This window comes from Paraburkholderia aspalathi, from assembly GCF_900116445.1.
Classification (GTDB): Bacteria; Pseudomonadota; Gammaproteobacteria; order Burkholderiales; family Burkholderiaceae; genus Paraburkholderia; species Paraburkholderia aspalathi.
On record NZ_FPBH01000004.1, the window covers coordinates 178,782 to 203,001 of the forward strand.

At 59.1% G+C, this 24,220-nt stretch carries 19 protein-coding genes and 6 pseudogenes; 11 read left to right on the forward strand and 14 right to left on the reverse strand.

Features of this window, described 5'->3' with window-relative positions; translation table 11 throughout:
• The first annotated feature begins 34 nt into the window (after positions 1 to 34).
• From BM438_RS08180 to BM438_RS08195, 4 genes are all read left to right on the forward strand, one after another.
• Positions 35 to 379 (forward strand): hypothetical protein, encoded by a 345-nt coding sequence (locus BM438_RS08180; protein ID WP_143131666.1) that lies wholly within the window; start codon positions 35 to 37, stop codon positions 377 to 379.
• 108 nt (positions 380 to 487) lie between these two features.
• Positions 488 to 1,363, forward strand: coding sequence for a lipid A biosynthesis lauroyl acyltransferase (locus tag BM438_RS08185; protein WP_093633791.1), 876 nt, complete (start codon positions 488 to 490; stop codon positions 1,361 to 1,363).
• Positions 1,364 to 1,380: 17 nt separating this feature from the next.
• Positions 1,381 to 2,250, forward strand: a complete 870-nt coding sequence (locus BM438_RS08190) for a hypothetical protein (protein ID WP_093633792.1) — start codon at positions 1,381 to 1,383, stop codon at positions 2,248 to 2,250.
• 62 nt (positions 2,251 to 2,312) lie between these two features.
• Entirely contained in the window at positions 2,313 to 3,518 is a 1,206-nt protein-coding gene (locus BM438_RS08195; protein ID WP_093633793.1) for a glycosyltransferase family 9 protein, read from the forward strand.
• Positions 3,519 to 4,014: 496 nt separating this feature from the next.
• On the opposite strand, the pseudogene BM438_RS08205 reads toward BM438_RS08195, so the two are convergent.
• From BM438_RS08205 to ltrA (BM438_RS08215), 3 genes and pseudogenes are all read right to left on the reverse strand, one after another.
• Positions 4,015 to 4,651: pseudogene (locus tag BM438_RS08205) on the reverse strand (transposase); the annotation flags it as partial.
• Between the two features lie 45 nt (positions 4,652 to 4,696).
• Positions 4,697 to 4,881: pseudogene (locus BM438_RS08210) on the reverse strand (DDE-type integrase/transposase/recombinase); the annotation flags it as partial.
• Positions 4,882 to 5,105: 224 nt separating this feature from the next.
• Positions 5,106 to 6,482, reverse strand: coding sequence for a group II intron reverse transcriptase/maturase (gene ltrA, locus BM438_RS08215; protein WP_244179284.1), 1,377 nt, complete (start codon positions 6,480 to 6,482; stop codon positions 5,106 to 5,108).
• 107 nt (positions 6,483 to 6,589) lie between these two features.
• Here ltrA (BM438_RS08215) and BM438_RS08220 point away from each other — a divergent pair.
• The 6 genes and pseudogenes from BM438_RS08220 to istB form a co-directional block, all read left to right on the forward strand.
• Positions 6,590 to 7,135, forward strand: a pseudogene (locus BM438_RS08220) (IS21 family transposase); the annotation flags it as partial.
• 156 nt (positions 7,136 to 7,291) lie between these two features.
• A complete protein-coding gene (locus BM438_RS08225; protein ID WP_244179285.1) occupies positions 7,292 to 8,533 on the forward strand; it encodes a tyrosine-type recombinase/integrase in 1,242 nt (413 codons plus the stop codon).
• Entirely contained in the window at positions 8,530 to 9,468 is a 939-nt protein-coding gene (locus BM438_RS08230) for a tyrosine-type recombinase/integrase (protein WP_093633795.1), read from the forward strand. Before BM438_RS08225 ends, BM438_RS08230 begins: the two co-directional genes overlap by 4 nt.
• Positions 9,461 to 10,453, forward strand: a complete 993-nt coding sequence (locus BM438_RS08235; protein WP_093633796.1) for a tyrosine-type recombinase/integrase — start codon at positions 9,461 to 9,463, stop codon at positions 10,451 to 10,453. Before BM438_RS08230 ends, BM438_RS08235 begins: the two co-directional genes overlap by 8 nt.
• 89 nt (positions 10,454 to 10,542) lie before the next feature.
• Positions 10,543 to 11,637: pseudogene (istA, locus tag BM438_RS08240) on the forward strand (IS21 family transposase); the annotation flags it as partial.
• Positions 11,634 to 12,404 carry an IS21-like element helper ATPase IstB gene (gene istB, locus BM438_RS08245; protein ID WP_093633797.1) on the forward strand — a complete coding sequence of 257 codons (771 nt, stop codon included), beginning with the start codon at positions 11,634 to 11,636 and terminating at the stop codon, positions 12,402 to 12,404. The pseudogene istA and the gene istB, both read left to right, overlap by 4 nt.
• Before the next feature lie 1,188 nt (positions 12,405 to 13,592).
• Here the strand turns inward: istB and ltrA (BM438_RS08250) are convergent.
• The 8 genes and pseudogenes from ltrA (BM438_RS08250) to BM438_RS08290 form a co-directional block, all read right to left on the reverse strand.
• Positions 13,593 to 14,837 (reverse strand): group II intron reverse transcriptase/maturase, encoded by a 1,245-nt coding sequence (ltrA, locus tag BM438_RS08250; RefSeq protein WP_093633798.1) that lies wholly within the window; start codon positions 14,835 to 14,837, stop codon positions 13,593 to 13,595.
• A gap of 530 nt (positions 14,838 to 15,367) precedes the next feature.
• Positions 15,368 to 15,627: pseudogene (locus BM438_RS08260) on the reverse strand (IS6 family transposase); the annotation flags it as partial.
• A gap of 128 nt (positions 15,628 to 15,755) precedes the next feature.
• Positions 15,756 to 17,111 (reverse strand): sensor histidine kinase, encoded by a 1,356-nt coding sequence (locus BM438_RS08265; RefSeq protein WP_093633799.1) that lies wholly within the window; start codon positions 17,109 to 17,111, stop codon positions 15,756 to 15,758.
• A 56-nt stretch (positions 17,112 to 17,167) separates the two neighbouring features.
• Positions 17,168 to 17,950, reverse strand: coding sequence for a response regulator transcription factor (locus tag BM438_RS08270; protein ID WP_093633800.1), 783 nt, complete (start codon positions 17,948 to 17,950; stop codon positions 17,168 to 17,170).
• Entirely contained in the window at positions 17,947 to 18,678 is a 732-nt protein-coding gene (locus BM438_RS08275; protein WP_093633801.1) for a response regulator transcription factor, read from the reverse strand. Before BM438_RS08275 ends, BM438_RS08270 begins: the two co-directional genes overlap by 4 nt.
• Positions 18,679 to 18,688: 10 nt before the next feature.
• On the reverse strand, positions 18,689 to 19,507 hold the full coding sequence (locus BM438_RS08280) for a MipA/OmpV family protein (RefSeq protein WP_093633802.1): 819 nt from the start codon (positions 19,505 to 19,507) through the stop codon (positions 18,689 to 18,691).
• A 65-nt stretch (positions 19,508 to 19,572) separates the two neighbouring features.
• Positions 19,573 to 19,915: pseudogene (locus BM438_RS08285) on the reverse strand (efflux RND transporter permease subunit); the annotation flags it as partial.
• A 214-nt stretch (positions 19,916 to 20,129) separates the two neighbouring features.
• Positions 20,130 to 21,275, reverse strand: coding sequence for an alpha/beta fold hydrolase (locus tag BM438_RS08290; RefSeq protein WP_093633803.1), 1,146 nt, complete (start codon positions 21,273 to 21,275; stop codon positions 20,130 to 20,132).
• A 492-nt stretch (positions 21,276 to 21,767) separates the two neighbouring features.
• Here BM438_RS08290 and BM438_RS08300 point away from each other — a divergent pair, with 492 nt between their 5' ends.
• The gene (locus BM438_RS08300; RefSeq protein WP_244179286.1) at positions 21,768 to 22,349 is read left to right on the forward strand and encodes a TetR/AcrR family transcriptional regulator; all 582 of its coding nucleotides are present in this window, start codon (positions 21,768 to 21,770) and stop codon (positions 22,347 to 22,349) included.
• Between the two features lie 98 nt (positions 22,350 to 22,447).
• On the opposite strand, the gene BM438_RS08305 is transcribed toward BM438_RS08300, so the two are convergent.
• The 3 genes from BM438_RS08305 to BM438_RS08310 all read right to left on the reverse strand — a co-directional run bounded on the left by BM438_RS08305 (position 22,448) and on the right by BM438_RS08310 (position 24,178).
• On the reverse strand, positions 22,448 to 22,951 hold the full coding sequence (locus BM438_RS08305) for a LysR substrate-binding domain-containing protein (protein WP_093633806.1): 504 nt from the start codon (positions 22,949 to 22,951) through the stop codon (positions 22,448 to 22,450).
• Between the two features lie 191 nt (positions 22,952 to 23,142).
• Positions 23,143 to 23,298 carry a hypothetical protein gene (locus BM438_RS45425; RefSeq protein WP_167378339.1) on the reverse strand — a complete coding sequence of 52 codons (156 nt, stop codon included), beginning with the start codon at positions 23,296 to 23,298 and terminating at the stop codon, positions 23,143 to 23,145.
• A 187-nt stretch (positions 23,299 to 23,485) separates the two neighbouring features.
• Complete coding sequence (locus BM438_RS08310; RefSeq protein WP_167378340.1) at positions 23,486 to 24,178, reverse strand: sensor histidine kinase; 693 nt, start codon at positions 24,176 to 24,178, stop codon at positions 23,486 to 23,488.
• Positions 24,179 to 24,220 lie beyond the last annotated feature (42 nt).

Consider the following 24,220-nt stretch of genomic DNA (forward strand, 5'->3'; position numbering starts at 1 on the left):
CGGTTATGTCTATTCGGCGGCGAACCCGCGTGTCATGAAACTCACCACTGCAACAGCGCTGCGCGCAAACATTGTGCTCTTCTTGGTTTCCACAGGCATAGCCATCATCCCCTGCCTGAGCCTTGACTTGCTGTTCGGCCTGCCCGACAGCGGTACTGCCACGTTGCCCTTCCAGGGTGGCACCTTTGCCGTGGCACTTCTGATCATGCTGCTGCTGCTGCGCTGGTGGGCGCGGAGAGCGTTCGATGCTGCCGTAGTGGCATGCAAGGTTGAAGTGCGTAAACAACCCGGCGTTAAACCACTGATTGCCGATGATTGTCGCCGTGCGTGGCTGGTCCAGTTGCACCTCGAACTGCATGGTCGTCAATGTGGCGACTGATTTCGCCTGGCGAACCGGCGGCAGCACCCGTTCTTCACGACTCGCGCTGCCCCACGCTCCGGAACCCGATATGAGGGGCGCCGGACAGCCCTTTAGACGGAAACAATCATGAAAACGCTCGGGTATTGTCTGCTCGTCGGTTTGCTGCGGCTCCTGTCAGTCCTGCCGTACCCGCTGGTTGCCCGCGCCGGCAGCGGTCTCGGCGCAGCGCTGTATCTGATACCAAGCCGTCGCAAACACGTGGCGCTCGTCAATCTGCGGCTGTGTTTTCCGCTGAAAACCGAGCATGAGCGCGAGCGTCTTGCGCGCGCGCATTTCCAGCATGTCGTGCGCAGCTATCTGGAGCGAGGGCTTCAGTGGTTCGGGAGCGCCCGCGCGATTGACCGGATGGTCGAGATGGACAGCCGCATCGACCTCCACGATCCGCACGCCCCACCGACGATTTTCATGGGCTTCCACTTCGTCGGCATCGAGGTGGGTTGCATGCTGTATTCCTCTCAACTGCCCGTCGCGGCGCTCTACACGCGCATGTCGAATACGCGCGTCTGCGAGCTCGCAAAACGTCAGCGTGGACGGTTCGGCGCGAACATGATCGAGCGTAGTTCGAGCGCGAAACACATCGTGAAGCTCTTGCGCTCAGGCACTCCAGTAATGCTGGCTGCGGACATGGACCATGGCACTTCGGGTTCCGTGTTTGCCGCGCTGTTCGACGTGCCGGCATGTACGCTCACCTCCGTATCACGGCTCGCAAAACTCGGGGGCGCGCGCGTCGTGCCCTTCGTAACCGAGGTGTTGCCGAAATTTCGCGGCTACAGGCTCACCATCTTTGAGCCGCTCGAAAACTATCCTACGGACAGCGAGTCGCACGACGCACGCACGATGAATGCCTTCCTTGAGCGGCAAATCCTACGCTTTCCCGAGCAGTATTACTGGGTGCACAGGCGCTTCAAACATCGTCCGGCAGGTATGCCGGCGGTCTATTGAAATCCAGGGGCCATGTCATGAAAGTCGCCGTATGCCTGACCACGTTTAACCGCATCGACTGTGCGCGCATCTCGATGGAGATCATCAAATTGAACTGGCAACGAACGTGGCCGGTCGTACATGCGTGTTCTCACGCCACTTACGAACCCTATCTGGAAGATCTGCTCCTGCGACGGCCACCACGCCCCTTGACGACAGGGGCACTCGACCTCCTGGTGGCTTCGATCCAGAGCGCGGTTGAACGTTTCGATCCCGACTTCGTTGTGCACCTTGAAGCAGATACCTGGATCATGGACCAACAAGTCATCATCCGATATCTGCACAAGTTGCGGGCCGATTCGGACTCGGTGATCGCGGCCTCTTCCTGGAGCGACGATCGCGCACCTGCATGGAAACACTCCCAGAAATTGGGCAAACGGGAGCGCCATGCACTTGCGCGCATCTTGAGGCCACTGGGTTTCGGATATGGCATCCGCCAGACCCGGACCATTTCCACGCAGTTCTTCGTCGCGAAAGTAACGCCTGTGTTCGTGCAGATGATCTCAGAACTCCGTGCTCGCGAGCGTGATTTCCTCGAAAAGGTGCTTTATTCAAAGGTCATCCGGCATTTCGGAGCGAAAGCAATTGTAGGGATGCCCGAGCGGGAACCCGTTCATCCGGGATTCCGCAATACCTGCGAAGCACTGAGCCTGTACTGCCAGCATTGGCCAAGTGGCGAGGATGCGCCGTCGCTCGATAAAGAACCGCTCATCGATCCCGCCGACCGGCCTCATGGGAAAAAGGAGAGTCTGGCGGCAGCGCGATTCGCGCTGCAGGGCCCTTACATGCAACGGCTGCTGGAGAGTGGCGATTTACGATACTACAACGGCGATGCGCGACGGTCGTGAGCATGCATCTGAGAAAGCCGCAACCGCCATCCTCTCGTACAGATCGACCCAGCAAGCCGTACATGGACACGCTGTTCCGTGAGACGCCCCCTCCCCGCTCGATACTCGTGATCTGTACGGGCCGCATCGGCGACGTGTTGCTTGGCACGCCTGCAGTGCGCTCGCTAAAAGCCCACTGGCCCGACGTGCAGATCGATATGCTGGTATTCGACGGTACGGGTGGGGTGCTGGAAAACAATCCTGACCTCCGGGGTGTGGTCTCCATCGCGCAACGCGCACCACAGGTAGAGCGCGTTGCCGAGGCCCGCAAACTCTGGCGCCGTTACGATCTCGCCTGCTCACTGCGCACGTCCAGCCTCGCCAGCTTCCTTTGCTGGATGGCGGGGAGGAAGCGGATTGGCATTGTTGGTGCCGCTCGCAAAACCTGGATCAAAAGGTTAGTGCTAAACCGCTTTGTGGTCGATCGCGATGACAGCCTGCACGTGGTCCAAAGCAGTCTATCGCTCATGGGCCTTCTTGGGATCACGCCCTGCTTCGACGTCGTCCCGCCAGCCATGCTCAATCGCCCGGAGCAGCTCGCGCAACTCCATCTGCTTCTCAAATCCGCGGCCGGCCAGCCCTATGTTGTCGTGCACGTGTATCCGCGCTTCGCGTACAAGATGTGGCACGCCGAAGGCTGGCTCGCGCTCATCGAATTCCTGCGTGCGCGCGGCTATACGATTGTTCTGACAGGCGGACCAGCGGAAGATGAAGTAGCGTATGCGTGCGAGATCGGAGAGCGGGCGGGAGGTAACATCATCAATCTGGTGGGAAAGCTAAGCCTCGCTGCAACCGCCGAAGTGATTCGACGCGCGAGGCTCTTCGTCGGTCCTGACACGTCCGCCACGCATATCGCGGCGGCTACCGGCACCGCGACCCTCGCCCTGTTCGGTCCATCGAATCCGGTTCGCTGGGGACCGTGGCCGAAGGATTGGACCGACAGCAATCCCTGGGGGATATCCGGTTCGGGGCGACGCGGCAACGTCTATCTGCTTCAGGGTGCTGGCGCCTGCGTACCCTGCAAGCTGGAAGGCTGTGACGCCCACATTCACAGTCGGAGCGATTGCCTGCTGAAGCTGGATGCCGATCGCGTGATCGATGCGACGACAGAATTGCTGGGCATTGCGCCTGACCAGAAACGCCGAATCCCAATCGTCGCGCGATCCTTCGCTGGCGCGCGCCTCGGAATGGCAGACATGGATGACCGCGCGGTGCCAATCAAATTCTGATTTCTTTCTGGAGCTTACCTGATGAGCGTCCTTCGTTTTGCCGCACCGCTGGTTCTATTCGCTGCCGCGTGTTCATCAGCGTGGTCCTACGCCAGCGTTCAGCCGGTGCCAGTCGTAGAGTCCAATACGCTCACGCCCAACCAGGCCACTGCATCTGGCCCGAGAAATACTGCGCAGCCTGTGGATAGGCCAGTGCTTAGCATCGGGGTAAGCGATCCCAACACACAGTTGATCCTTCCGCGGCTCCTCACCGATATCATCAATGCGGTCAATTCGCGGGTGTCTGCTAACGACTTTCTGCGCAACGTGAGGCACGACATGTAGCCCTTCTGTTTCTATGACCGTTCGATATCCATCAGTTAGGCAAAAATCGCAATGCCTCGGCTGCACCTTAGTGCCGGAGCCATAGTTGCTGGCCACGGCCTGACCGGCGCACAGCAATACTGTCGAGCGCAAGCGACATACTGATGTTTCTACCCCGTAAGTTAGCCGTCATCTTTTTCAGTTCGTTCGCCTTCTTCAGAATGTCGTGCTCAAGCTGCAGTTGCCGGCTGTCGCGTCGAAGCGATTCCACCTGTTGCTCCAGTTTCGCACGCTCGTCGTCCGGTGCTGGCTTCTTCTGGCGTTTCATGGATGCTGGGGCTTCGCGACCGAGTAGCTGGTTCTTCCAATTGTGTAAAGAGTCGGCCTGCTCACGCCTGCTTTCCGGGCAACCAGGCGCGCGCTTTCCTCTCTGGTGCACAGCTCGATGACTGCCGCCCGCTTCACCTCCAGAGATTTCGGAACGCTGCCAGTTGCTCTGCCGACAACGCGCTTTCTGATAGGGATGCAGCTCTTCGATCCAGGCTGCGAGCGTCTCGCGTCCCGGATAGCCTAAAGCCCGTAAGGTTGCGGCAGCACAGCGGTCATGGCTCAAATAGTGATCGACGGCCGCCTTCTTCTGTTCAGCAGAATACCTGGGCCTCTTACGGACATAGCCAGCCTGTAGATCATGGCATTGTTCGTATTCGCGATGCCACGCTTTGAGAGAATCCTTTGTCGGGTAGCCCAATTGCCGGATGGTGGCCCCCGAGCCGCTTGCCCAGCTTCAAGTAGAGTCGGACCGCTCGAATGCGATCTTCGTATGAGAACATGAACTACCTCCAAGTAGTCCAAGATTTGTCCGCACCCCAGCCCGGCAGATTCGCCCCGCTCTTGTCGATCGTCACCGTCTCCGGCACGCCGTTTCCAGCGATCGCCTTTTCGAAGTAGCGCCGGGCAGCGGCCTTGTCCCGCTTGGCACGGAACAAAAGTCGACCGTTTCACCGGCTTTACCGACGGCGCGATACAAGTACCTCCATTCGCCCTTGACCTTGAGTGGAGTAAGAAACAGGGCGTAGTCGAACTATTTCCCTGTTTCTCCTCCCCGGTAGGGTCGAGAACTGGCGCGCGCACGGTAGGCTCCGGTGGTTTTCCCCACCGCTTTCGCGGTAGACCTCAGTCCGGCTGCCATAGTCACGTTTCCAGCTCCCGCCACGTCGAACGCAGCGGGCCGATTTCCGGCACTACGCTCTCCTGTTCGCTTCATGCCAAGGTTTATGGGACCTATCATGCCGGGCGCGCTTTCGGTGTGACAGCACGGCGGACCCGGTAGCCGTCGAACAGCCCCAGTTCCTCATACAGCCAACGCCTACTCCACCGCTTCCAGCCGAAGCCGCTTCGGTTCCGGGATCGCCCCATGTGACGCCGGATCTTCTTTTCCACCCAGTCCTTGATGAAGTTAAAGCACTCGTTGGAGTCCCCCACAGCGAAGTATTGCACCCAGCCCCGCAGTACCGGGTTGATCAGTTGCACCACCCGATTTACCGGCTGCGACTGGTATCGCCGGAATATCTCCTTGAGCTTGCGCAGCAGCGCCGTACGCTTCTTCAGCTTCGGCGTGTAGTGCGCTCGCCACGCCCGTGTCCTGAAACTGCGGAGTTGACGGAAGTCAAACCCCAGAAAGCCGAAGCTCTCCTTGCATCTCAGATCCACAGTGCGGCTCTTCTCCTCATTGACCTCAACCTGCAGTTTGGCAAACTCTTCCCGAAGTCGCGTGGTCACCGCCCTCGGCAGCCACGCATGGCGCGGATGGGCATCGATCAGCACCACCAGATCGTCAGCGAATCGGGCATACTCGACGTAGGTGTACTTCCCGTTGCGCGTGGCTTCTTTCGCCCGCTCCAGCATACGGTCTACCTCAGTGAGATAGATGTTACTGAGCAACGGTGAAATCACCCCGCCTTGCGGAACGCCTTGTTTGCCCGACGCCGTCAGCATCAGCTTCAGCAGATGCATGACGTCCCGATCATTGACCCGACGTACTACCTTTTCGAGCAGCAGATGATGCCGCACGGTGTCAAAGTAGGCGCGCAAATCCAGATCTATGATCCGGGTCTTCCACTGGACGATTGCCGTCGCCACCCGTTGCACCGCTTCATGCGCAGTACGCTTGGGACGATAGCCATACGACCCCGGCTGGAAATCTGCCTCGAAGATCGGCTCCAGTATGAGCTTGAGCGCACCCTGGACCACGCGATCGCGGATAGCCGGAATCGACAGGACGCGGACCTTGCCCCCGTCCTTCGGTATCTCCTGCCGCCGTGACCGCAGTGGCCTGTAGGTGTGCCCCGTCAATTCGCCCTGTATCTGCTCGAGGAACGCCTCTACGCCTTGCGCCTCGATGGCCTCGAACGTTACTCCGTCGATACCCGGAGCACCGTTGTTCTTTCTGGCCAGCGCGTACGCTTCGCGCAGCGTCTCCATCTTGCAAACATGGACGTATAACCCCCAGAAACGCCAGGACGGTTCAGCCTTCGCCTTGACGTATATTCCTCGTCTCAGGTCCTGCAAACTGCTGGACGCCTTTGTCATCTCGTCCTTGCCTCCCATGTTGTCGAGGACGTTACCCCGGGCGGTCACCCAAATTCCTCCGGGTGTGGTCACTTCAAACTCCCCCACCTTGCGGTCCGATCTGAGCAAGCCGACGTCGCCGATCGCACCACGTAGCAGGACGTTATTTTTACCTCCTTGGCCAGCCCGGGAGGTGGGAGTTGAACGTCTTGAAGCCGCATCAGCAAAGTACGGTGTTCACGTTGCTGGAACTCAACAAGAGCCAGCGCGAGATTCATCGGATCACTGGAATCGACCGCAAGACGATCCGCCGCTACACGGCGATCTTCGCTGCACGCACAACTGCGTCCGCAAATTCCCCCATCCCCGCGACCATCGGCTTGGGCCCCTCAGATCAAACTCCTCCACTCCCGCGACCACCGGCTTTTCAGGCCGGGCCTGCCGAAACGCATAGCTTCGATTTTGCCCGCTCGTTGTGCGAGCCGCACCGGAAATGGATCGAAGAACAGGTTCGTCTGCAGCGAAACGCCCAGGCTATCTATCAGGACCTTGTCGACGAGTTCTCGTTTGCTGCGAGCTATGAGAGCGTCAAACGGTTCGTGCGGGCGCTGCGACACATCGATCCCGCGCAATTTGACCGGCTCGATTTCCTGCCCGGCGAGGAGGCCCAGGTTGACTATGGCGAGGGCGCTCCGACCCGCGATCCGAAGACTGGACGCTATCGGCGACCACGGCTATTCGTGATGAAATGTGGTCGGCCACATTTCATCACTAATGTGGCGCTTGGTCATATGTGGCCATGATCGCTCCCAGCTGTTCCTGTCAGTGCGAATCGCGGGATGAGCGCCACATAACAAAAGGCAGATACTGATCTCCTCTTCATTGAATGAGGATGGCGGATCATGTTCGAATCCCTTTACACTCGTCCATGGATTCTCGCGAAGCACCGCAACGCACCACTTGCCGTCGAGCGCGAGAAGTTCTTGCAGCACCTTGCGAACAGGAATCTGGCAGTCCGCACCCTTCAGCTGGTTGCCTGCGAGCTATTAACAATAGTTCAATGGATGCCCATCGGGCGTCGCAATCTCACCGTGTCGCAGATTGAAGCCGCAGCTGATTCTTGGGCGAGGCATCAACGCCGGCGCAAACGCGCTCGTGCGCTACGCTCGTCGCGTAAAGCCTTTAAGTCTATCGCCGTAGGATGGATGGCATACCTCGGCAAGTTAGCGCAACCCCGACGCAAGAGGAGCCGCTACGCAAAGCTAGTCGAACCATTTGAAGCGTTCATGCGTGATGAACGCGGTCTGGCTGAGGCAACCATTCGCTATTGTTGTTGGCATGCGGAGAAGTTTCTCGACTACCTGGGTGAAGCAGACCTGTGTCTAAAGACGATATCCGCGTCGCAGGTCGACGTGTACCTGTCCCACAAAGGAGCAACCGGTTGGAGTAGAGCGTCGTTGTTGACTTGCGCCAACGCACTCCGCAGTTTTTTGCGATATAGCGAACAGCGCCGCTGGTGTGGTCGGATCTCGGCGGGCGTTGTCGTTCCTCGAGTTTATCAACAGGAGCGATTGACGCGCGGTCTGGAATGGCAAGCCGTGCAACAGCTCATCGCGAGCAGCGCAGGCGACAGTCGTCGCGATATCCGTGATCACGCCATCCTCATGCTATTAGCCTGGTATGGGCTGCGCAGCGGCGAAATCGCCAGTCTTCGACTCGAAGACGTGGATTGGGAGCACGATACGTTGTGGGTCAGACGCCAGAAACAGAGGCGAACTGAGCAATATCCTCTGACCGCAATCGTAGGTGAAGCGCTTCTTCGCTATTTGAGAGAGGTCCGACCACGCTGCGACTGCCGGGAGCTGTTTCTGACACTGAACGCACCGTATCGACCGCTACCGCACAGTTCTCGATACTACATCGTGCGTAGTCGGCTGGACGCCTTGGGGATTCAATCCTCCAGGCGAGGACCTCACTGCTTGCGCCATGCCTGCGCCAATCACTTACTTGCCAGCGGCTTCTCCCTGAAGCAAATTGGCGACCATCTTGGACATCGCAGTGCCTACGCGACGCGAATCTACGCAAAAGTCGATCTGAGAGAGCTTCGTCAGGTGGCAGAAATTGACATTCGGGGGCTGCTATGAAACTCGACGACTGCGTTGCCAACTACATCGAATACAAGCGCGGACTTGGCATGCGGTTTATAACTGAAGACCGCATCCTTCGTGCATTCTGTCGGGCTGTGGGTGACGCCTCGACCGCAAGCGTGAGTACGGACCAGGTGCTTCGGTTTCTATTGGTGAACGGTGAGCGGACACGTTTCTGGGAAATCAAATATTCCGTGCTCAAGGGCTTTTACAGCTTCGCGATCGCCCATGGCTATGCACAGCGCGTGCCTTTGCCGCCAACCATGAAGCGACAACCACAGGCGCTGGTGCCGTATATTTATTCTCGTCAGGAATTATCTTCGCTGTTCGCAGTTGCCGCCGGGCCGTTTCCTCGACAAGCCCGCATGGAACCGTATGTGCTTCGTACGTTGCTGGTGCTACTTTATGGAGCAGGTCTTCGCATCAGCGAGGCATTGTTGCTGAAGCTGGACGATGTAGATCTGGAGCAGGCTCTGATTTGCGTCCGCGACACGAAGTTTTACAAGACGAGGCTGGTTCCCCTTGGTACTGACCTCAACGCCGTCATAAGCGAATACGTTGATCGACGTAACAAAGTATTCTGCTCCGATAAGAATGCTCCATGTTTCGTCTTCAAGGACGGCAGGCCGTTGTCACGCGGGGCAGTCGAAAAGACGTTCCGGCACCTCTGCCGGTCCGTTGGTATCGAACGCGCAGGCGGACCGCGAAATCAACCTCGACTTCATGACCTGAGGCATACGGCGGCTGTTCATCGCGTCATTGCATGGTATCGCGGTGGCGAAGATGTTCAACGGTTGCTATCGCATCTCGCGACCTATCTCGGTCATGTACACATCGTGGCTACGCAGCGATACCTTACCCTTACGCCAGAGTTGCTCGGCGAAGCCAGTGCTCGATTCGAGCAGTATGCATCGGAGATCGATCATGAGTAACACGGAAATGCTGGGACCGTGGCTCCGTCGCTTTCTTCTGGAGTATCTCGTTTCTGAACGGAACCTCGCGCTCAACACGCAGCGGAGCTATCGGGACATGCTGGTGGTCCTGTTGCCGTTCATGGCGAAGAATCTCACTAAGCCTGTCGATCAACTTCGCGTTCTGGACCTCTCACCAAAGTTGGTGCGCGCGTTTCTCTCGCATCTTGAAGAGAAACGTCACTGTGGTACCGGAACTCGCAATCAGCGCCTCGGCGCCCTCCACGCGCTTGCTAGATTCGTCGGCGAGCACAGTCCGGAGCATATCGATTGGTGTGCGCAAATCCGCGCGATTCCCTACAAGAAGGCGAGCCAGGCAACAATTAGCTATCTCGAGAAGCGGGAGATGGAAGCTCTTCTGAACGCGCCGGACCGTCAAACAGCACAGGGCCGCCGCGACTACGCTTTGTTGATGTTCCTCTACAATTCTGGTGCGCGAGCAAGCGAGGCAGCGTCGCTCCGCATTCGCGATCTTGACGGCTACAGAAAGTGCGCGTGTATCACCGGAAAAGGTGGGAAACAAAGGATATGCCCATTGTGGCCTACAACCTTCAATGTACTCGATCCGTTGATAGTTGACCGTGATTCAGCTGAACCGGTATTCCTGAATCGCTATGGCAAGTCGATCACTCGATTCGGCATCCACACGTTAATCGAACGCTACGCCCTGCGGGCCAGAGAGCAAGCTCCTTCGCTGGCGTCCAAGCGGGTCAGCCCGCACCTCATTCGGCACACAACAGCCACTCATCTACTGCGTGCCGGTGTGGACATAAACACGATCCGCGGATGGCTTGGTCACGCCAGCCTCAACACGACGAACGTTTACGCGGAGATAGACCTGGAGACGAAGGCGAGAGCGCTGGCGAGTTGCGCTCCAACTACTCAACGTGCGAGGAAATCGTGGCGCTCACAGCCGACACTAATGGACTTCTTGCGTAGCCTTTAGGAGGATTTTATGTGGCGCTCATCCCGCGATTCGCACTGACAGGAACAGCTCGAAGCGATCATGGCCACATATGGCCAAGCGCCACATTAGTGATGACGTTGCGCTATTCGCGCCACAGTTTCCGGCGGGTTGTCTGGAAATCCGGGCAGGAGGTGTGGGCGCGACTGCACGAAGAAGCGTTCCGCTATTTCGGTGGCTGTGTTCAGTACGTCGTCCTCGATAACCTCAAGGAAGGGGTTATTACGCCGGACCTGTACGAGCCGGAGATCAATCATCTTTACGCCGCGATGCTCGAGCACTATGGTGTCGTCGCTGACCCTGCACGCATTCGGGATCCGAACCGCAAGGGTACGGTCGAGAACGCGATCCGGCATACGCAGGGCACCGCACTGCGTGGCAGGAGTTTCGACTCAATCGAAGAGCAGAACGCGTTCCTCGTGCGCTGGGAGGCGAACTGGGCATCGAAGCGCTTGCATGGGCGCGCCCGCCGTCAGGTCGAGTCGATGTTCGAGGAGGAGAAGCCGCACTTGCGGGCATTGCCCCCGACTGGATTCCGCTATTTCAAACAGGTGGTTCGCACTGTCTCCGACGACACTACCGTTCGCATCGACCACAGCTGGTACGCGGCCCGTCCTGCCGCGATTGGCAGCACGGTGCTGGTGCGCATCTTCGATTCAACCATTGAAGTTCGCGATCGGCAGACACAAGCGCTGCTACGCATTCACCCGCGCTTCACCGAGCCCGGTCAATTGCTACTACCCGAGGACGAGCGTCCGTTCAACCCGTCCCGGCAAACGGCCTTCCTGCTCTCAGCTGCAGGGGACATCGGGCCGCAAACGAAAGCACTCTGCCAGAGGATGTTTGACGCCCAGGGACGCGTTGGCCAGCGGGGTATGTGGGGCATCGTCGGTCTCGCGAAGAGATACCCCACCCGCATCGTTGAACAAGCCTGCGGCCAGGCACTGCAGTATCACCTTCAATCCTACAAACAGGTTCGCAAGCTGGTCGAGCGACTGTTCGAGCATGCGCTGGAACAACTTGATCAGGTGCCCCAGTTCGCTTTGCCTCTTACCCAGGATCACGCGCTAATCCGTCCAGCGGCCGAATACGGCGAACTGTTCAGTCTCGGCGCGCGACAGCAACTCAACCCATTGTCGGTGAACAACGGAGAGACCAACGAATGACCATGTCGATGCCCGAAATCGAGCGTTCGCTCAAACAGCTCCACCTGTCTGGCGTGCGCGACACGCTGGAGACCCGCGTATTGCAGGCGCAGGCGGCAAATCAACCGTTCCTCGAAACCTTCTCGATCATTCTGCAGGACGAGCTGGACCGTCGCCAGTCCCGGCTGATCGAACGTCGGCATAAGCAGTCCGGTCTTGACGAGAAGCTCACGTTCGCCGAGTTTGACTGGACATTCAATCCGAAACTCCCGCGTCAGGCGTGTCTGGAGTTGCGAACGCTGAAGTTCGTTTCTGCTGGCGAGAATGCACTTCTCATCGGCAAACCTGGCACGGGCAAATCGCACATCGCGAAGGCCGTCGCCAACCAGGCCGTGATGCAGGGCTATAAGGTCCAGTATCTGGAGACCGACGACTTCTTTGCGCGTTTCAGCCTGAGCGAACCCGACCAGCAGGAGAAACGTCTGCGCAACATTCTCGACTGCGATCTGCTGATTCTGGACGACCTGTTTCTGTCACGATCGATTCCGGATGCCGCTGGTGCTCTACTGCAAACCCTCGTTCATCAACGATACAAACTACGCCGCAGCACCATGGTCACGTCCAACCGCGTTGTCCAGGACTGGGGTGCCTACCTCGGTGATAACACCATGAGCAGCACCATTCTCGACCGACTCATGCACCATTGCCACTCGCTTGAATTCGACGGCCGAAGTTACCGCCTAAAGGAGGCTGCTGAAACCCTTGCGCGCAAAACTAAAGCGAGCTAAAAAACAACCTTGTCCTGCTGTCGGGTGGAGGAGTTTGCGCGACCACAAGTGGGGGAGTTTGAAGTGACCATCCGGGCGTTACAAACAGCAGGGCCCCTTCGCTCTTCCGGCGTTACCCGGTCTCATCGCTAGTACGGACCCATCCGCCACCCTCTCGCCTTCGGTCCACTTCCCGGGTTCGCCGGTTATAGGACCTACCTTGCTCCGGCGATTTCGCGCCGGGGCGAGGAGGGCTTCTCCAGTTGCTCAGCATGTCCTTGTCATCGTGCCGTCGCTTCCACCCCGCCGAAGTGGAGTAGCCGTATCGGTCAGATTTCGGCTACCCATGCTGCCTTCGCCCTCACGGTTGCAGGCTCGGCCTTCGGGTCTCTTCACTTTCGAGGCCACATTCACGTTCATCTTCATTACGGCCCGATGACTCGCACGTCCCCCAAGGAGACGGCCGTCGATAGGCTTCAGAGTCTTGGTTTCCCGCCACCCTGCTATCCAAGCTACGGGGCTTCTGACTTCTACCCCGGCAGGTCTATCCCCTGCTGAACACGCCAGCCTTAGCTGGACGCACAACCGTGCGTAAACCTCTCGATTTACACGGCTCGTCCCAGCCATTCTCCCGTCATCTCGCGATGACAGATCGACGCGGAAGGTAGATGCTCATCCCGGTTTCCCGGTTGGCGGCAACCTTCTCTGAGCTGAGTCATCCCCTTCGCTCCACTCGCATTACACAAGTTTCAACACTACTACGGGATAATCCGCCCCCTTCATGTGCATCGGTACTTTCCCCCTTCGTGGGTCCCACTTATAAGGTTTTCCCTTGGCATCACATGAAGAGTTCCCAAGTTCCGCACCCGAGCCCGGATTCGAGTCACGCCGCCTATACACCGGACACCACGTGGCCAATAAGCAGGTGGCCGCCACGCTGATCCCGGGGGTAACGGGCGCCCCCAGTTTTGATGTCGTCTAAGTTGGTTTCGATGCGTCGTCAGCGGTTCACTTTCGTTCGTCTCTCTAATCCATACATGACGTGTTTGATCACGCCTTTTGACCGTAACGTTCACCACCGCAGCGTTTCCGACTGAAGCAGCTTACGGCTGTTTGAAGTCAGTTCCTGCAAACCGACCTCGGAGGGTCTTCCTCCATCTCGAGTACAGCATCGTGTTCAGAATGCAAACACGTTCATGGCACAACCCGTTATCCAACCTGTACCCCCTGATACTGCCAGTGCGTGAACTCTCGCGGGTAAGCCTTCTTCATCTTGTGCAACCACTCTTCACTGCGCCGCTTGTGCCGTCGCAGAGTTTTGTACTTGCGCTGAGCCCAGCGCACAAGCTTTCGGTCTAGATACCGACAGAGCCCATGCATGGCTGTCCGATAGAAGGCCCCATAGTAGTTCCACCAGCCACGTATCGTGGGATTACATTGCTCGGCTAGTTCGACCAGTGGTTTGGACGTTTGGCGAGGCAGCCGCCACCCGCGCACCGTCTGTCTCATCCGTTTCAGGGCAACAGGACTGACGCCGGGCAGGAAGCTGGTAGAGACCTGCCCGTACTTCGTCATCACCCTTCGCGGACGATACAGAAAGCCCAGAAATGTGAAGGTCACATTCGGATAGGTTTGGGTGCGGCTTCTGTCCTTGCAGTACACGATCTTTGACTTCTCAGGATGCATCGTCAGCCCACACTCCGCCAGCCGCGAAGCAATGGCGTGCATGACCTCCTGCGCCTGCTCCTCGCTGCGGCAATGGACCACCGCATCATCGGCATAGCGTGCAAAGGGACACTGCGGGAAGTGACGCTGCATCCAGGCGTCAAACGCATAGTGCATGAACAGATTCATCAGGATCGGACTGACCACGCCCCCCTGCGGGGTACCGCGATCCCGCGGCAAGCGGGTACCCTGTGCAGTTTCGAATGGCGCAGTCAGCCACCGCTCGATATACATCAGGATCCAGTCCTCTTTGATGTGCTTGCGGACCGCCTTTAGCAAGAGGCCATGATCGATTTGATCGAAGGCCGCCTTGATATCAAACTCCACCAGCCAGTCATACTTCCAGCACCTTTGTCGGGTGATGGCGACCGCCTGTTTGGCCGATCTACCGGGCCGGTATCCATACGAATCCGCATGGAATAGTGGTTCGAGAATCGGTTCAATGAGAAGCTTGACTGCGGTCTGCCCCACTCGATCGCTCACCGTGGGCACGCCCAACTTACGAATACCGCCCGTTGCCTTTGGAATCTCCACTTGCTTGACCGGCGGCGGGAAGTACGACCCCGACGACATCCGGTTCCACAGCTTGTACAGATTCTTCGACAGGTCCTGCTCGAACATCGCGATAGTTTCATCATCGATACCGGCAGCACCCCGGTTGGCCTTCACTCGCTGGTACGCCTCCCAGATCGTTCGCTTAGCAATGTCATAAGGTTTCGTTGATGTCATGTCACTCCTCCCCGACAAGCGGGTTGGTGACCTTCGTCAACCGGATAACGCTGCCCCTTCGCTCCACCCTCATTACAAGGGCTTCAGCACTACTACGGGCAGCTCCGCCCCTCGTTGCGGCATCGGTATTCTTCCTCATGGTATTGGCCATTTGTCATTTCCCTTTCCATCCGCAACAAGGTTCTCACGTTCCATACCGAAGCCTGTATTGAGCTCATGCCGCCTCTACGCCGGCTGCCGCCAGGTCCGTAAACAGGTCTCGTCCTGACTGATCCTGGAGCGACGAAATGACCCCAGTTTTGACAGCAACTTAATGGATTAACGACGCATCATCGAACGGTTTGCTTTCGCTCATCTTCTCAACACATACCTGCCATCCTTACGGATGACTTTTCCACGGTCGCTCACCACCACGCCTTTTGAACGCAGCAGCACCGGGTGGTTTGAAGCCTGCTCCTGCAAGCCGGCTTCGGGAGGCCTACTCCCATCTTCAGTACAGCACCACAAGCTTTCGCTTGTGTTCGTGACACACTTTCGTCCATCCGCCAACTTCGGGCGACCCTTTTTTGCGCGGTCCGAACGCCTTTCCCAGTACAGGTAGCAACTTGATGGCCCGGCGGCGGACCGTCGAATGGTCGACAGACACAGCCCGCTCGGACATCATCTCTTCCAGATGGCGATGGCTCAACGGGTAGGCGACGTACCAACGTACGCACGTCAGCATTACGCCCGGTGGGTAATGCAGCCGTTTGAGCGCCTTGCTCAAAACGGCGTTGGGTGTCTTGACCATTCGTACATCGTTCGTCTTGGGACCTCTCACCATAGCAGACGCGCTTACCGCGACAGAACCCTAATTCTGGTCCCAGGTTCAGGTTAGAGTTACGACCAAAACGAGCACGGCGACAATCCGCAAGTGGTCTACAGCAAGACGGTAAACCGCGTCCCCTCTCCTAGACTACTCACCGTCAACCGCCATTCGTGCGCCAGAGCGATTTCTTTGCAAATCGCGAGCCCGAGGCCGGCGCCGTCGTGCCGCGCATCCGGGGCACGCCAGAACCGCCTGAAAAGAAAGGGAAGGTATTCCTGCCTGATGCCAGGCCCCTCGTCCCTCACCTGGATCGAGACGTCATCGATGATCAGCGTGATGACGCTATTGGGCGGCGAAACATTGATCGCGTTCTCGACGATGTTCTTCAGCAGGATAAAGAGCGCACTCCGGTCCGCCCAGATCGACGATGGCGCATTCAGTGTCTCCAGCTCAAGCTTCACGTGTTTCCGGTCGGCCCGTCGCTCCAGATAGCCGACGACGTCCTGCGCGACGTCCACACTGCTTACCTCGCCAAAGGTAAGGTTCTGCGATTCGCTGACTTCAGCCAGATGCAGTAATTGCCGGACCTGGCGCGCCATCAGATCGATCTCGCGAAACAGCAGTTCCTTGTCCTCGATCTCGGGCTGCAGTTCGATCTGGCCACGGATCAGAGTCAGCGGCGTTTGCAGTTCATGCGCGGCTGACGCCAGAAACTGTTGCTGCACCGTGAAACCATTTTCGAGTCTGCCGAGCGTCTCGTTGAAGGCGCTGATCAGCGGCCTGATCTCGCTCGGAATCCCCTCGGAGGACAGGCGTGTCGTCAGATTGCGCGGCGTGATCAGCGCAGCGGCGCGCGACGCCTGCCTGAGCGGCTGGAGTACCCGATGCACGGTAAAGGTCAGCGTCAGCCCGAAAATGATCGTCGCAATGAAAAACGTGATCCGGACGATGTCCGGTATCGGAGCGATCTTCACGCCGATCAGCGCCTGGTTCAGGCGCTGACTCGTTGCGGTCTGAATGTAATAGACCGCCTGCCCGTGTGGAACCTGCTGCGTCATTATGTCGAACGGTTTGCTGTCGATGCTCGCCTGCACGATCCTGCCGTTCGCGGTGGCAGGATCGCCCTCAAGCCATGGACGACTGTCTCGCGTGTCGCCCGACGCGAACAGCACGCTGCCCCGCTCATCAAGCACGCGATATTGGAGTTCAGTGGGCGCCGCGTTGAACAGCCACGCCTCGCGGTCGGGAAGCCGTACCGAGACCAGATGGCCGGCATCGTCGAAGACGAGCCCGTCTACAACATGCATGACCTTCTCCCGCTGTTCGCTGCGACCGAGCGTCTCCTCCGGGAAGTGACTGAACACGTAGATGACGAGGGTGGCCAGTACGGTCAGGCAAATCGCCAGCGCGGCAATGCTGGTCAGCCACAGGCGCGCGGACAGACTTCGAATCCAGTGATTGAGCATGTCGAATGAGTAGCGGTTGGCTGTCGGTGCTGGATGAGCGCCGGCGGGTTAGCAATTTACCTGAGGCCGGTTCGAACCGGCTCTGCCACGGACGGCGGCATGGACGCCTGGTACTTTCGCGACACGCCAGAGCTCCAGTCGTCCGATCCCGGACGAAACACATACCCCTTTGCGCGCACCGTCTGAATCAGTCTCGGCACGGCGGCGTCCTGCTCGATCCGTCTGCGCAGACGGTGCACCCACACGCCCACGGCGGCCAGCCGGGGCGGCGTATCGGGCCAGATGCGCTGCGCGATAACCTCTTTCGATAAAACCCGCCCGGGCGCACTCGTGAACAGATTGAGCACCGCGTACTCGGTCTGCTGGAGCGGAACCGGTTCGGCCTGAAACGTGAGGCTGCGCGATGCGTAATCCAGTTCGAAGCCGTTGAAACTGAACGGCCGCTTGAGCACCGGGTCTTGCAGGGGAGTCTGTACAGTGCGTTTTAGCACGCAGCGGATTCTGGCCAGCACTTCATGGACGTTGAACGGCTTGCAGATGAAATCGTCAGCGCCGCATTCAAGGGCCACAATGCGCTCCGTGACGTCATCCCGTTCGCCGAGCATGATGACCGGCAGGTCGTCGCCGCCGCGTCGCAGCGCCTGCAGCGCGGCAAGGCCGCTGCCCCAGGTCGCGCCGCTCGTCATCACGATCAGTGCCGGCCGTTCCACCTCCACGCGCTGTGTGACCTTGCCAGGTTCGTACAGAACCGCGACATCGAAACCGCTCGACTGCAGGTAGGTGCGCAGCGCGTCACGACACGCGGGATCGCTGTCGACTATCAGAATCAGCTGTTTCATACGCCCCTCTTTGCTGACACAGGTTGGTCGGGCAAATCGCCCGGTCCGTTTTCGTTGGCGGCCTGCAGCGCGAAACCTGCGCCACGGATGTTTGCGAGCCGCGTCGTGGAGCCTAGCGTCGTCAGCTTCTTGCGCAACCGGTGCAAGGTCACTTCCAGCGCGTTGGGCGTCACCGCCTCGCCCAGGCCCCAGGCTGCATGTTCGAGTGCCGCGTGCCGTACGGTCCGGCCGGCCGCCTTCACAAGGCACAGCATTATCTGCAATTCGGCGGGCGCGAGCAGGACCGCCCCGGCACCGCGGCACATCGCGCGCTGCTGCGGATCCACGATGATGTCGGCGAACGACAGGACCAGTTCCGCCAGCGTCGGCGGCCGGCGCATCAGCGTGCGTACCCGGGCGACCAGTTCACTCATCGCGAACGGCTTGGTCACATAGTCGTCGGCGCCGCTCTCGAGGCCGTCCACGCGGTCATGCAGCGCATCGCGTGCGGTCAGCATCAGGCAGGGCGTCATCTGGCCTGCTGCACGCAACGCGCGCAGGAAGGTAAGCCCATCCCCGTCAGGCAAGCCGCGGTCGATGATCAGCACCGCGTAGTCGCCCCGGTTCACACCGTAGCTGGCCTCGGAGACAGTAGAGAACAGATCGGTTTCGATTCCCGCAGATGACAGGGCCTGGCGCACCATCGCGGCCAGGCGCTTGTGGTCTTCGATCAGTGCGACTCGCGACATGACGCTGCGCTCATTTGAATTGATAAAGGTAGCCGAGCTTGACCTGAGGAATGTATCTCTTTCCGACGATCGGGCTGTCGGTGATGCCGCTGCTGAGATGGGTCACCCCTAAATCGAAACTCACCATCTGATGGCGGGTGAACCTGTAGTCCACTCGCGTACCGATCGACATGTCGTAGGACGCCTTGCCCGTGTATTCGGGGCGTCCCGCCTGCACCTCCGACGGCCGTACGCCATAGTAATAGTTGACATATTTGCTGCTTAACCATTCAATGCCGGCGTGCGGCTCGACTGACCAGTTGCCCAGATCGAAGGACTTGCTGAAGTCGAGGTTAGCCGTCTCACCCTTATTCCCTCCCAACAGGTAGTCGCCCGACAGCGTACCGAACGCGGTTTTCCATGCGAGCGCCGGACCATACCAGAACGCGCCGCTGCGGTTCTCCATGCCGTTCAGGATCGGCGCGTCGGACCCCTTGTAGCCGCCGAAGACGTCGAACTTGCCGCGCAGCGTGACGGTCACATCGCTCCACTTGCCGACCTTCAGATCGACCGTGGTGCCGAAGGCGTGCACCCATTTGTTGTCGAAGGAAATCAGCGGAATCGCCGCGACCCGGCTGCCGTCGCCTCGGTAGGGCGACGACTCGATTCCGACTGCCGCGCCGAGGCCCCAGTGCGTCACATTCGTCGCATTGCTCAGCACGGTGAAGCCGCTGTCTTCCGCCTCGGGCGGGTCCGCACTGACACCGTCTGCCCAGGCCGCGCCCGAATACAGAAAGGCCGATGTGACGGCCAACAGCAGCGGGTGCTTACGGCGGAGAGTTTTTTTCACAGTCGTTCCTACAAGTGGATGGATGAGACGCAATCGACTTTAGGACCGGCCGACTTACCCGTTACTTACTCACAAAAAGGCGGCGAATCGAGCGAGACGCGGCGCAAGCTTCGCGCAGAAGCGCGGCTCAGCGGGCAGTCCCCCGCTCGTATCGCGCCCGTGGACCTGCCGGGCAACCGGGCAACCGTGCGCCGCAGGGCGTCGAGTAAGAGAACACGACAGGCACCGCCAGCAGGCTGAGCGCCGCGGAGGTCAACAGGCCGCCGATCACCGCAAAGGCCATCGCTGTCGGAAACTCGCGTCGGCGCCGAAGCCGAGCGCGCTCGGCAGCATGCCCGCGGTCATCGCTACCGTCGTCATCACGATGGCCCTCGCGTGCTTCATGCAGGCATCTGCGAGTGCTTCCACCATCGGCACTTGCCGCAGCTGAAGATTGCGGATCGTGTAGCCGAGAGCCGTCAGCCAGACCTCGCTGACGGATACCAGGCGCCCTTCTGAATCGATCGAATGCAACATGGCCGGGGTGGCCGCATACAGCATCCGGTAGCATCGCTCGTCGGTATCCAGCGTTGCTTGCCTGGACGATTCGTGATCCAGTGTGGCGAGGATGGCATTCGTGAGTTCAAGCAGCGCCGAGTCGTATTCGGCGGGCATCCGCCCCACCCACCTCCCTGGTAAAGGCAAGCAGGAGCTCGCCGAGCCGAACCGGCTGCTCCTGCTGGATCCAGTGACCGGCGCCGTCGATCAGCTCGATGTCCCGCATTCTCGTCGTCGCCTTCGTCCTCATGAGCTCGAGCGCGCCCGGCGCCGAATAGGTGCCCCAATCGCTCTTTGCGCCAATGAAGAGCGACGGAACGTCGATCGTCCTGCCCGAAAACAGGCGCAGCTCAGCGTTCAGATCAGGATCGGAAAAGACGCGATAAGCCTGCAGGGCACCCTGGAACCCTGTGCGGCCGTACTCCTGCGTGTACACCCGAAGTTCCGGCTCGGTGAGCCATTTGCAAGCCATGACTTCGGCGGAGGAAGGCTGGAATGGAGCAACGGTCTCGGGCATCGTCTTGCCGAGATCCATGACGTAATAGGTGGGCATCTGTGCAAGTTCTGCTGCGGTCAGCGCTTTCAACGGATGCGGCGTGTTTCCCGGCCAGTCGGCGCTCTTGACATAGAAAAACGCACGAAGAAACGCGTGCAAGCCCTGAGGAGGGTTCCACATGTCACGGTTCGCCTCCCGTGTGCTCAGGTATTGCTGGTAATACTCTCTCGGCGGGTCGAGCGCCGCCAGCGCAGCCGCTAACTTTTGATTGCCGGTGTTCGGTTGAACCGACGATGCCTCGCTTTGCGCAGTGTTGAACGGAAGCGTCGGCGCACCGGGGAACGGCGCGCTCATCAGCACAACCGAGGGAAAGACGTCAGGCCGGGCTAGCGCACAATAGGCCGCCACGGGCGAGCCCAGATCGTGGCCGACGAGCATTGCCGTACGCCGATACCCCAACGCCAACACCAGTCCGAGGGCGTCGCGCGTCATGTTCAAAAAGCTGAAAGGCGCCAGCGGGGCGTCATAGTCGTTCACCCAACCGGTGGTGCGTCCAAAACCCCGCTGGTCGGGCGCCACGACATGGTAGCCGGCATCAGCCAGGATGGGGATCAGGTGTCGCCAGCCGTAAGCCAGATCGGGGAAACCATGCAGAAGCAATGCCAGCGGCCGGCCGGGGTCCTCGTAACCTGCCTCGAGAACATGGACATCGAGGCCGTTGACCCCATGGATCATGCGCGAGCGGACGCCCTTGGGAAGCGTTCCCTCGCCATATGTGGATGTGGACAAATCAATTCCTCCTATGAGGTTTGCGCGGGCGGGTCGGATGAAAGAGGCAAACAGGCTGAGCGCGCCCATCGCCAGGACGGCTCGTCGGGACGCCGATGGCTTGACGCCAAGTGGATCACTCATGAGGGAACGACCCGTCCGCGCGCAAACGCTGTCTTCAGCTTCAGCGATAACGCACGCGACGAATGATTCGCACGGCAACAGGGCGATCGAGCACGATCAGCCCCGGCACGAAGACGCTGTGCATGCGATGAACGCAAAAATCCGCACATTTCGCCTTCAGTTATTCCTGCCGCAGTCCGGGCAGGCTGCGCATCACGGAACGAACCTTCCTGACTTGCAATTGGGTCGAGGCGCATCGATGACTCCTTATATGGTGATCGCCATAGTATAGTAATCACCATAGAATCATCAAGCGGAACATGCTATGTTCTCGGCATGCCACGTACGACTGATGCCCGCCCTCGCGCCATTGCCACCGCCCAACGGCTGTTTCGCATCCAGGGCTACACTGCGACCGGATTGACCCAGATCCTCGAAGAAAGCGGTGCGCCTAAAGGATCGTTCTACTTTCACTTTCCACGCGGCAAGGCACAACTCGCAGAAGAAGCAATCGATGACTACGTTGCGAATAGGATTGCTGTGTTGCGTAACATCTCGGCGGATACGACGGGTGACCCTCTGAATTTTGTTCATCAGATTTTCAGCACATTTGCGGCCGAAATGGTCGCCTCTGATTTTCGGTATGGATGTCTGATGCAGAATCTGGCCAATGAGCTGCCCGCGCTCGACGCTGAGTTAACCAAACGCGTAGCGCGCGGATTTGCTGAGTCGACCGAGATTATTGCGGAGCATTTCAAGGGGTGCGGCTTCGCTCCCGCGCGCGCGTCCGCTACGGCAGCCGCATTGGTAGCCGCCCTCGAAGGCGCGCGGACTATCGCCCGCCTCGAACGCACGCCGGCTGTATTCGAGGCGCTGGCAGAGGTTAGTGCCCAACGGTGGGCGGCGCCCGGGGATTGATGGACTCCAAACGGGGAGCAACGGGCCCGCGCTATCTTCGCGGCCGTCGCCGCCCCACAGCTCATCGCGAGAGGCCGTTTGGACGCGTCCTTCTGCGTTCAGGTTGATCGGCTCATTCCCCCGATTCCTGCAATTGCCCGCAAGTCCCGAGGAAGGCCGCCCACAAACAGCGAGGTGATCCACTGGATAAACGCCTCGGTCCGCGCGGGCGCGAACTGTCTGGACGGCCGAACGAGACAGATTCCTTCGTCTGCGTCGAAACGCCATTGTGGCAAGACCTGGACCAAGGTGCCGGTTGCGAAGTCGGAGACCATCGCCCAGTCGCGGAAACCGACGATGCCAATACCGCGGCCCGCTGCTTCGAGCAGGGCGCCTATGTCGTTCGAACGATAGGTTCCAGCCGGCATGATAGTCTCGTGCCAGTTGTCTTTGCGCATCCGCCATTCATGCGTCGAGACGGGCCCGGTGTAGCGAAGCAGGTTGTGCCCCGACAATGCGGCTGGAGACGCGGGAACACGGTGACGCTGCAGATAATCCCGCGAGTTGTCGGGCGTAAGCAGTGGGCCGTCGAACGCGACGGTGAGAGTCGCACGCGAACGGATCGCTCAAACGGAAATCAGCCGTCGGGCGTAGGTTAGATCCGCCGAATCATCGGTCGTCGCTTCCCAAACTGGCGTATCGTTGCTCGTCAGCAGACGTTCAGCCGCCGACTGCGAAAGACCGCTTCTTTAATTGGGCGGGATGTCAAGGGTCGAGATGCATCTGCCCGTCGTCTGCATAGCTGATGTTGGCCCTAGCGGCCGACGACGAGCAGGGTGAGCACCCATAACTCGCCACCCACATCGCTGACGAAAAATTCGTCCACCATTCCGGCGCGGAAAAACGCTTTGGCTTGCGCCGGCGTCCACATCTCGAACTCCTGCTCGAACAGCTCGCCCGGTGTCGCCATGCAATCGCCTCCGGCCGTCGGGCGGCAGTGTACCAAGACGTTTCCGCAAAATGTCGCGAGGGAAAAGAAAAACGAATGGTGTCAACCGTTTCCCCGGGGAAACGGCCAACTTTCGGAGACGAGTCCTGATATCCCGCTGGCGCAAATACAGGACAGTTACGGTCCTGGCCGCAACCGGTGAATTGCGCTAACCATCTGCACTGTGACCATCTTCATGAACAAGCAACTCGACCACAGAACCGTTTCCCGGCCGGCTCTCGATTTTCAGATGCGCGTGCATCATCCTCGCCCGCTCGGCCATCCCCAACAGTCCATACGACCCGAGGCGGCGCACTGGCATATCGAACCCTTTTCCGTTGTCTCTCACGACCAGTTCAATTTTAGAACCCGATTTGGTGAGCCTGATCTCTACGTGCGACGCAGACGCGTGGCGTAAGACATTCGTCAATGACTCCTGGACGATGCGAAAAATTCCTGCCGTACGCATTTCAGACAGACGCGGTTCAGGACCCACCGCACTGAGTCGACATGAAATCTCCGTGCGACGGCTGAAGTCGTCCGCCAGCCACTCAAGTGCAGGTACGATCCCCAGGTCCAACGCAGCGGGCCGCACTTGATTCACCACACTGCGTACAACGCCCATGATCGTGTCGAGGAGCTTTTTCATCTCGTCGGCCTTTTGCGCCGCAATCGAATCAGGCAACAGTTCTTGCCTTAAAAGCAACACCTCCGTTCTCAAAGCGGTAAGCAGTTGTCCCAGCTCATCGTGCATCTCCATTGCGATGAGCTTTCGCTCACCTTCCCGAACGGCTTCAAGGTGAACGGACAATGCCTCGAGCGCAGATAACGCTGGCAATCCTCGCGGGGTGTGTTTGCTCATTCGGCCGACCTTCAATTCGAGCAGCTTGCGATGGTGGGGTAA

What these genes read in the sequence shown, in the direction of transcription:
- BM438_RS08310 (WP_167378340.1), bottom strand. Translation starts at nt 24,178, where the DNA reads ATGAGCAAACACACCCCGCGAGGATTGCCAGCGTTATCTGCGCTCGAG.
- BM438_RS08300 (WP_244179286.1), top strand. Translation starts at nt 21,768, where the DNA reads ATGCCACGTACGACTGATGCCCGCCCTCGCGCCATTGCCACCGCCCAA.
- BM438_RS45425 (WP_167378339.1), bottom strand. Translation starts at nt 23,298, where the DNA reads ATGGCGACACCGGGCGAGCTGTTCGAGCAGGAGTTCGAGATGTGGACG.
- BM438_RS08290 (WP_093633803.1), bottom strand. Translation starts at nt 21,275, where the DNA reads ATGATCCATGGGGTCAACGGCCTCGATGTCCATGTTCTCGAGGCAGGT.
- BM438_RS08230 (WP_093633795.1), top strand. Translation starts at nt 8,530, where the DNA reads ATGAAACTCGACGACTGCGTTGCCAACTACATCGAATACAAGCGCGGA.
- BM438_RS08270 (WP_093633800.1), bottom strand. Translation starts at nt 17,950, where the DNA reads ATGAAACAGCTGATTCTGATAGTCGACAGCGATCCCGCGTGTCGTGAC.
- BM438_RS08195 (WP_093633793.1), top strand. Translation starts at nt 2,313, where the DNA reads ATGGACACGCTGTTCCGTGAGACGCCCCCTCCCCGCTCGATACTCGTG.
- BM438_RS08190 (WP_093633792.1), top strand. Translation starts at nt 1,381, where the DNA reads ATGAAAGTCGCCGTATGCCTGACCACGTTTAACCGCATCGACTGTGCG.
- BM438_RS08185 (WP_093633791.1), top strand. Translation starts at nt 488, where the DNA reads ATGAAAACGCTCGGGTATTGTCTGCTCGTCGGTTTGCTGCGGCTCCTG.
- BM438_RS08180 (WP_143131666.1), top strand. Translation starts at nt 35, where the DNA reads ATGAAACTCACCACTGCAACAGCGCTGCGCGCAAACATTGTGCTCTTC.
- istB (WP_093633797.1), top strand. Translation starts at nt 11,634, where the DNA reads ATGACCATGTCGATGCCCGAAATCGAGCGTTCGCTCAAACAGCTCCAC.
- BM438_RS08225 (WP_244179285.1), top strand. Translation starts at nt 7,292, where the DNA reads ATGTTCGAATCCCTTTACACTCGTCCATGGATTCTCGCGAAGCACCGC.
- ltrA (WP_093633798.1), bottom strand. Translation starts at nt 14,837, where the DNA reads ATGACATCAACGAAACCTTATGACATTGCTAAGCGAACGATCTGGGAG.
- BM438_RS08235 (WP_093633796.1), top strand. Translation starts at nt 9,461, where the DNA reads ATGAGTAACACGGAAATGCTGGGACCGTGGCTCCGTCGCTTTCTTCTG.
- BM438_RS08275 (WP_093633801.1), bottom strand. Translation starts at nt 18,678, where the DNA reads ATGTCGCGAGTCGCACTGATCGAAGACCACAAGCGCCTGGCCGCGATG.
- BM438_RS08265 (WP_093633799.1), bottom strand. Translation starts at nt 17,111, where the DNA reads ATGCTCAATCACTGGATTCGAAGTCTGTCCGCGCGCCTGTGGCTGACC.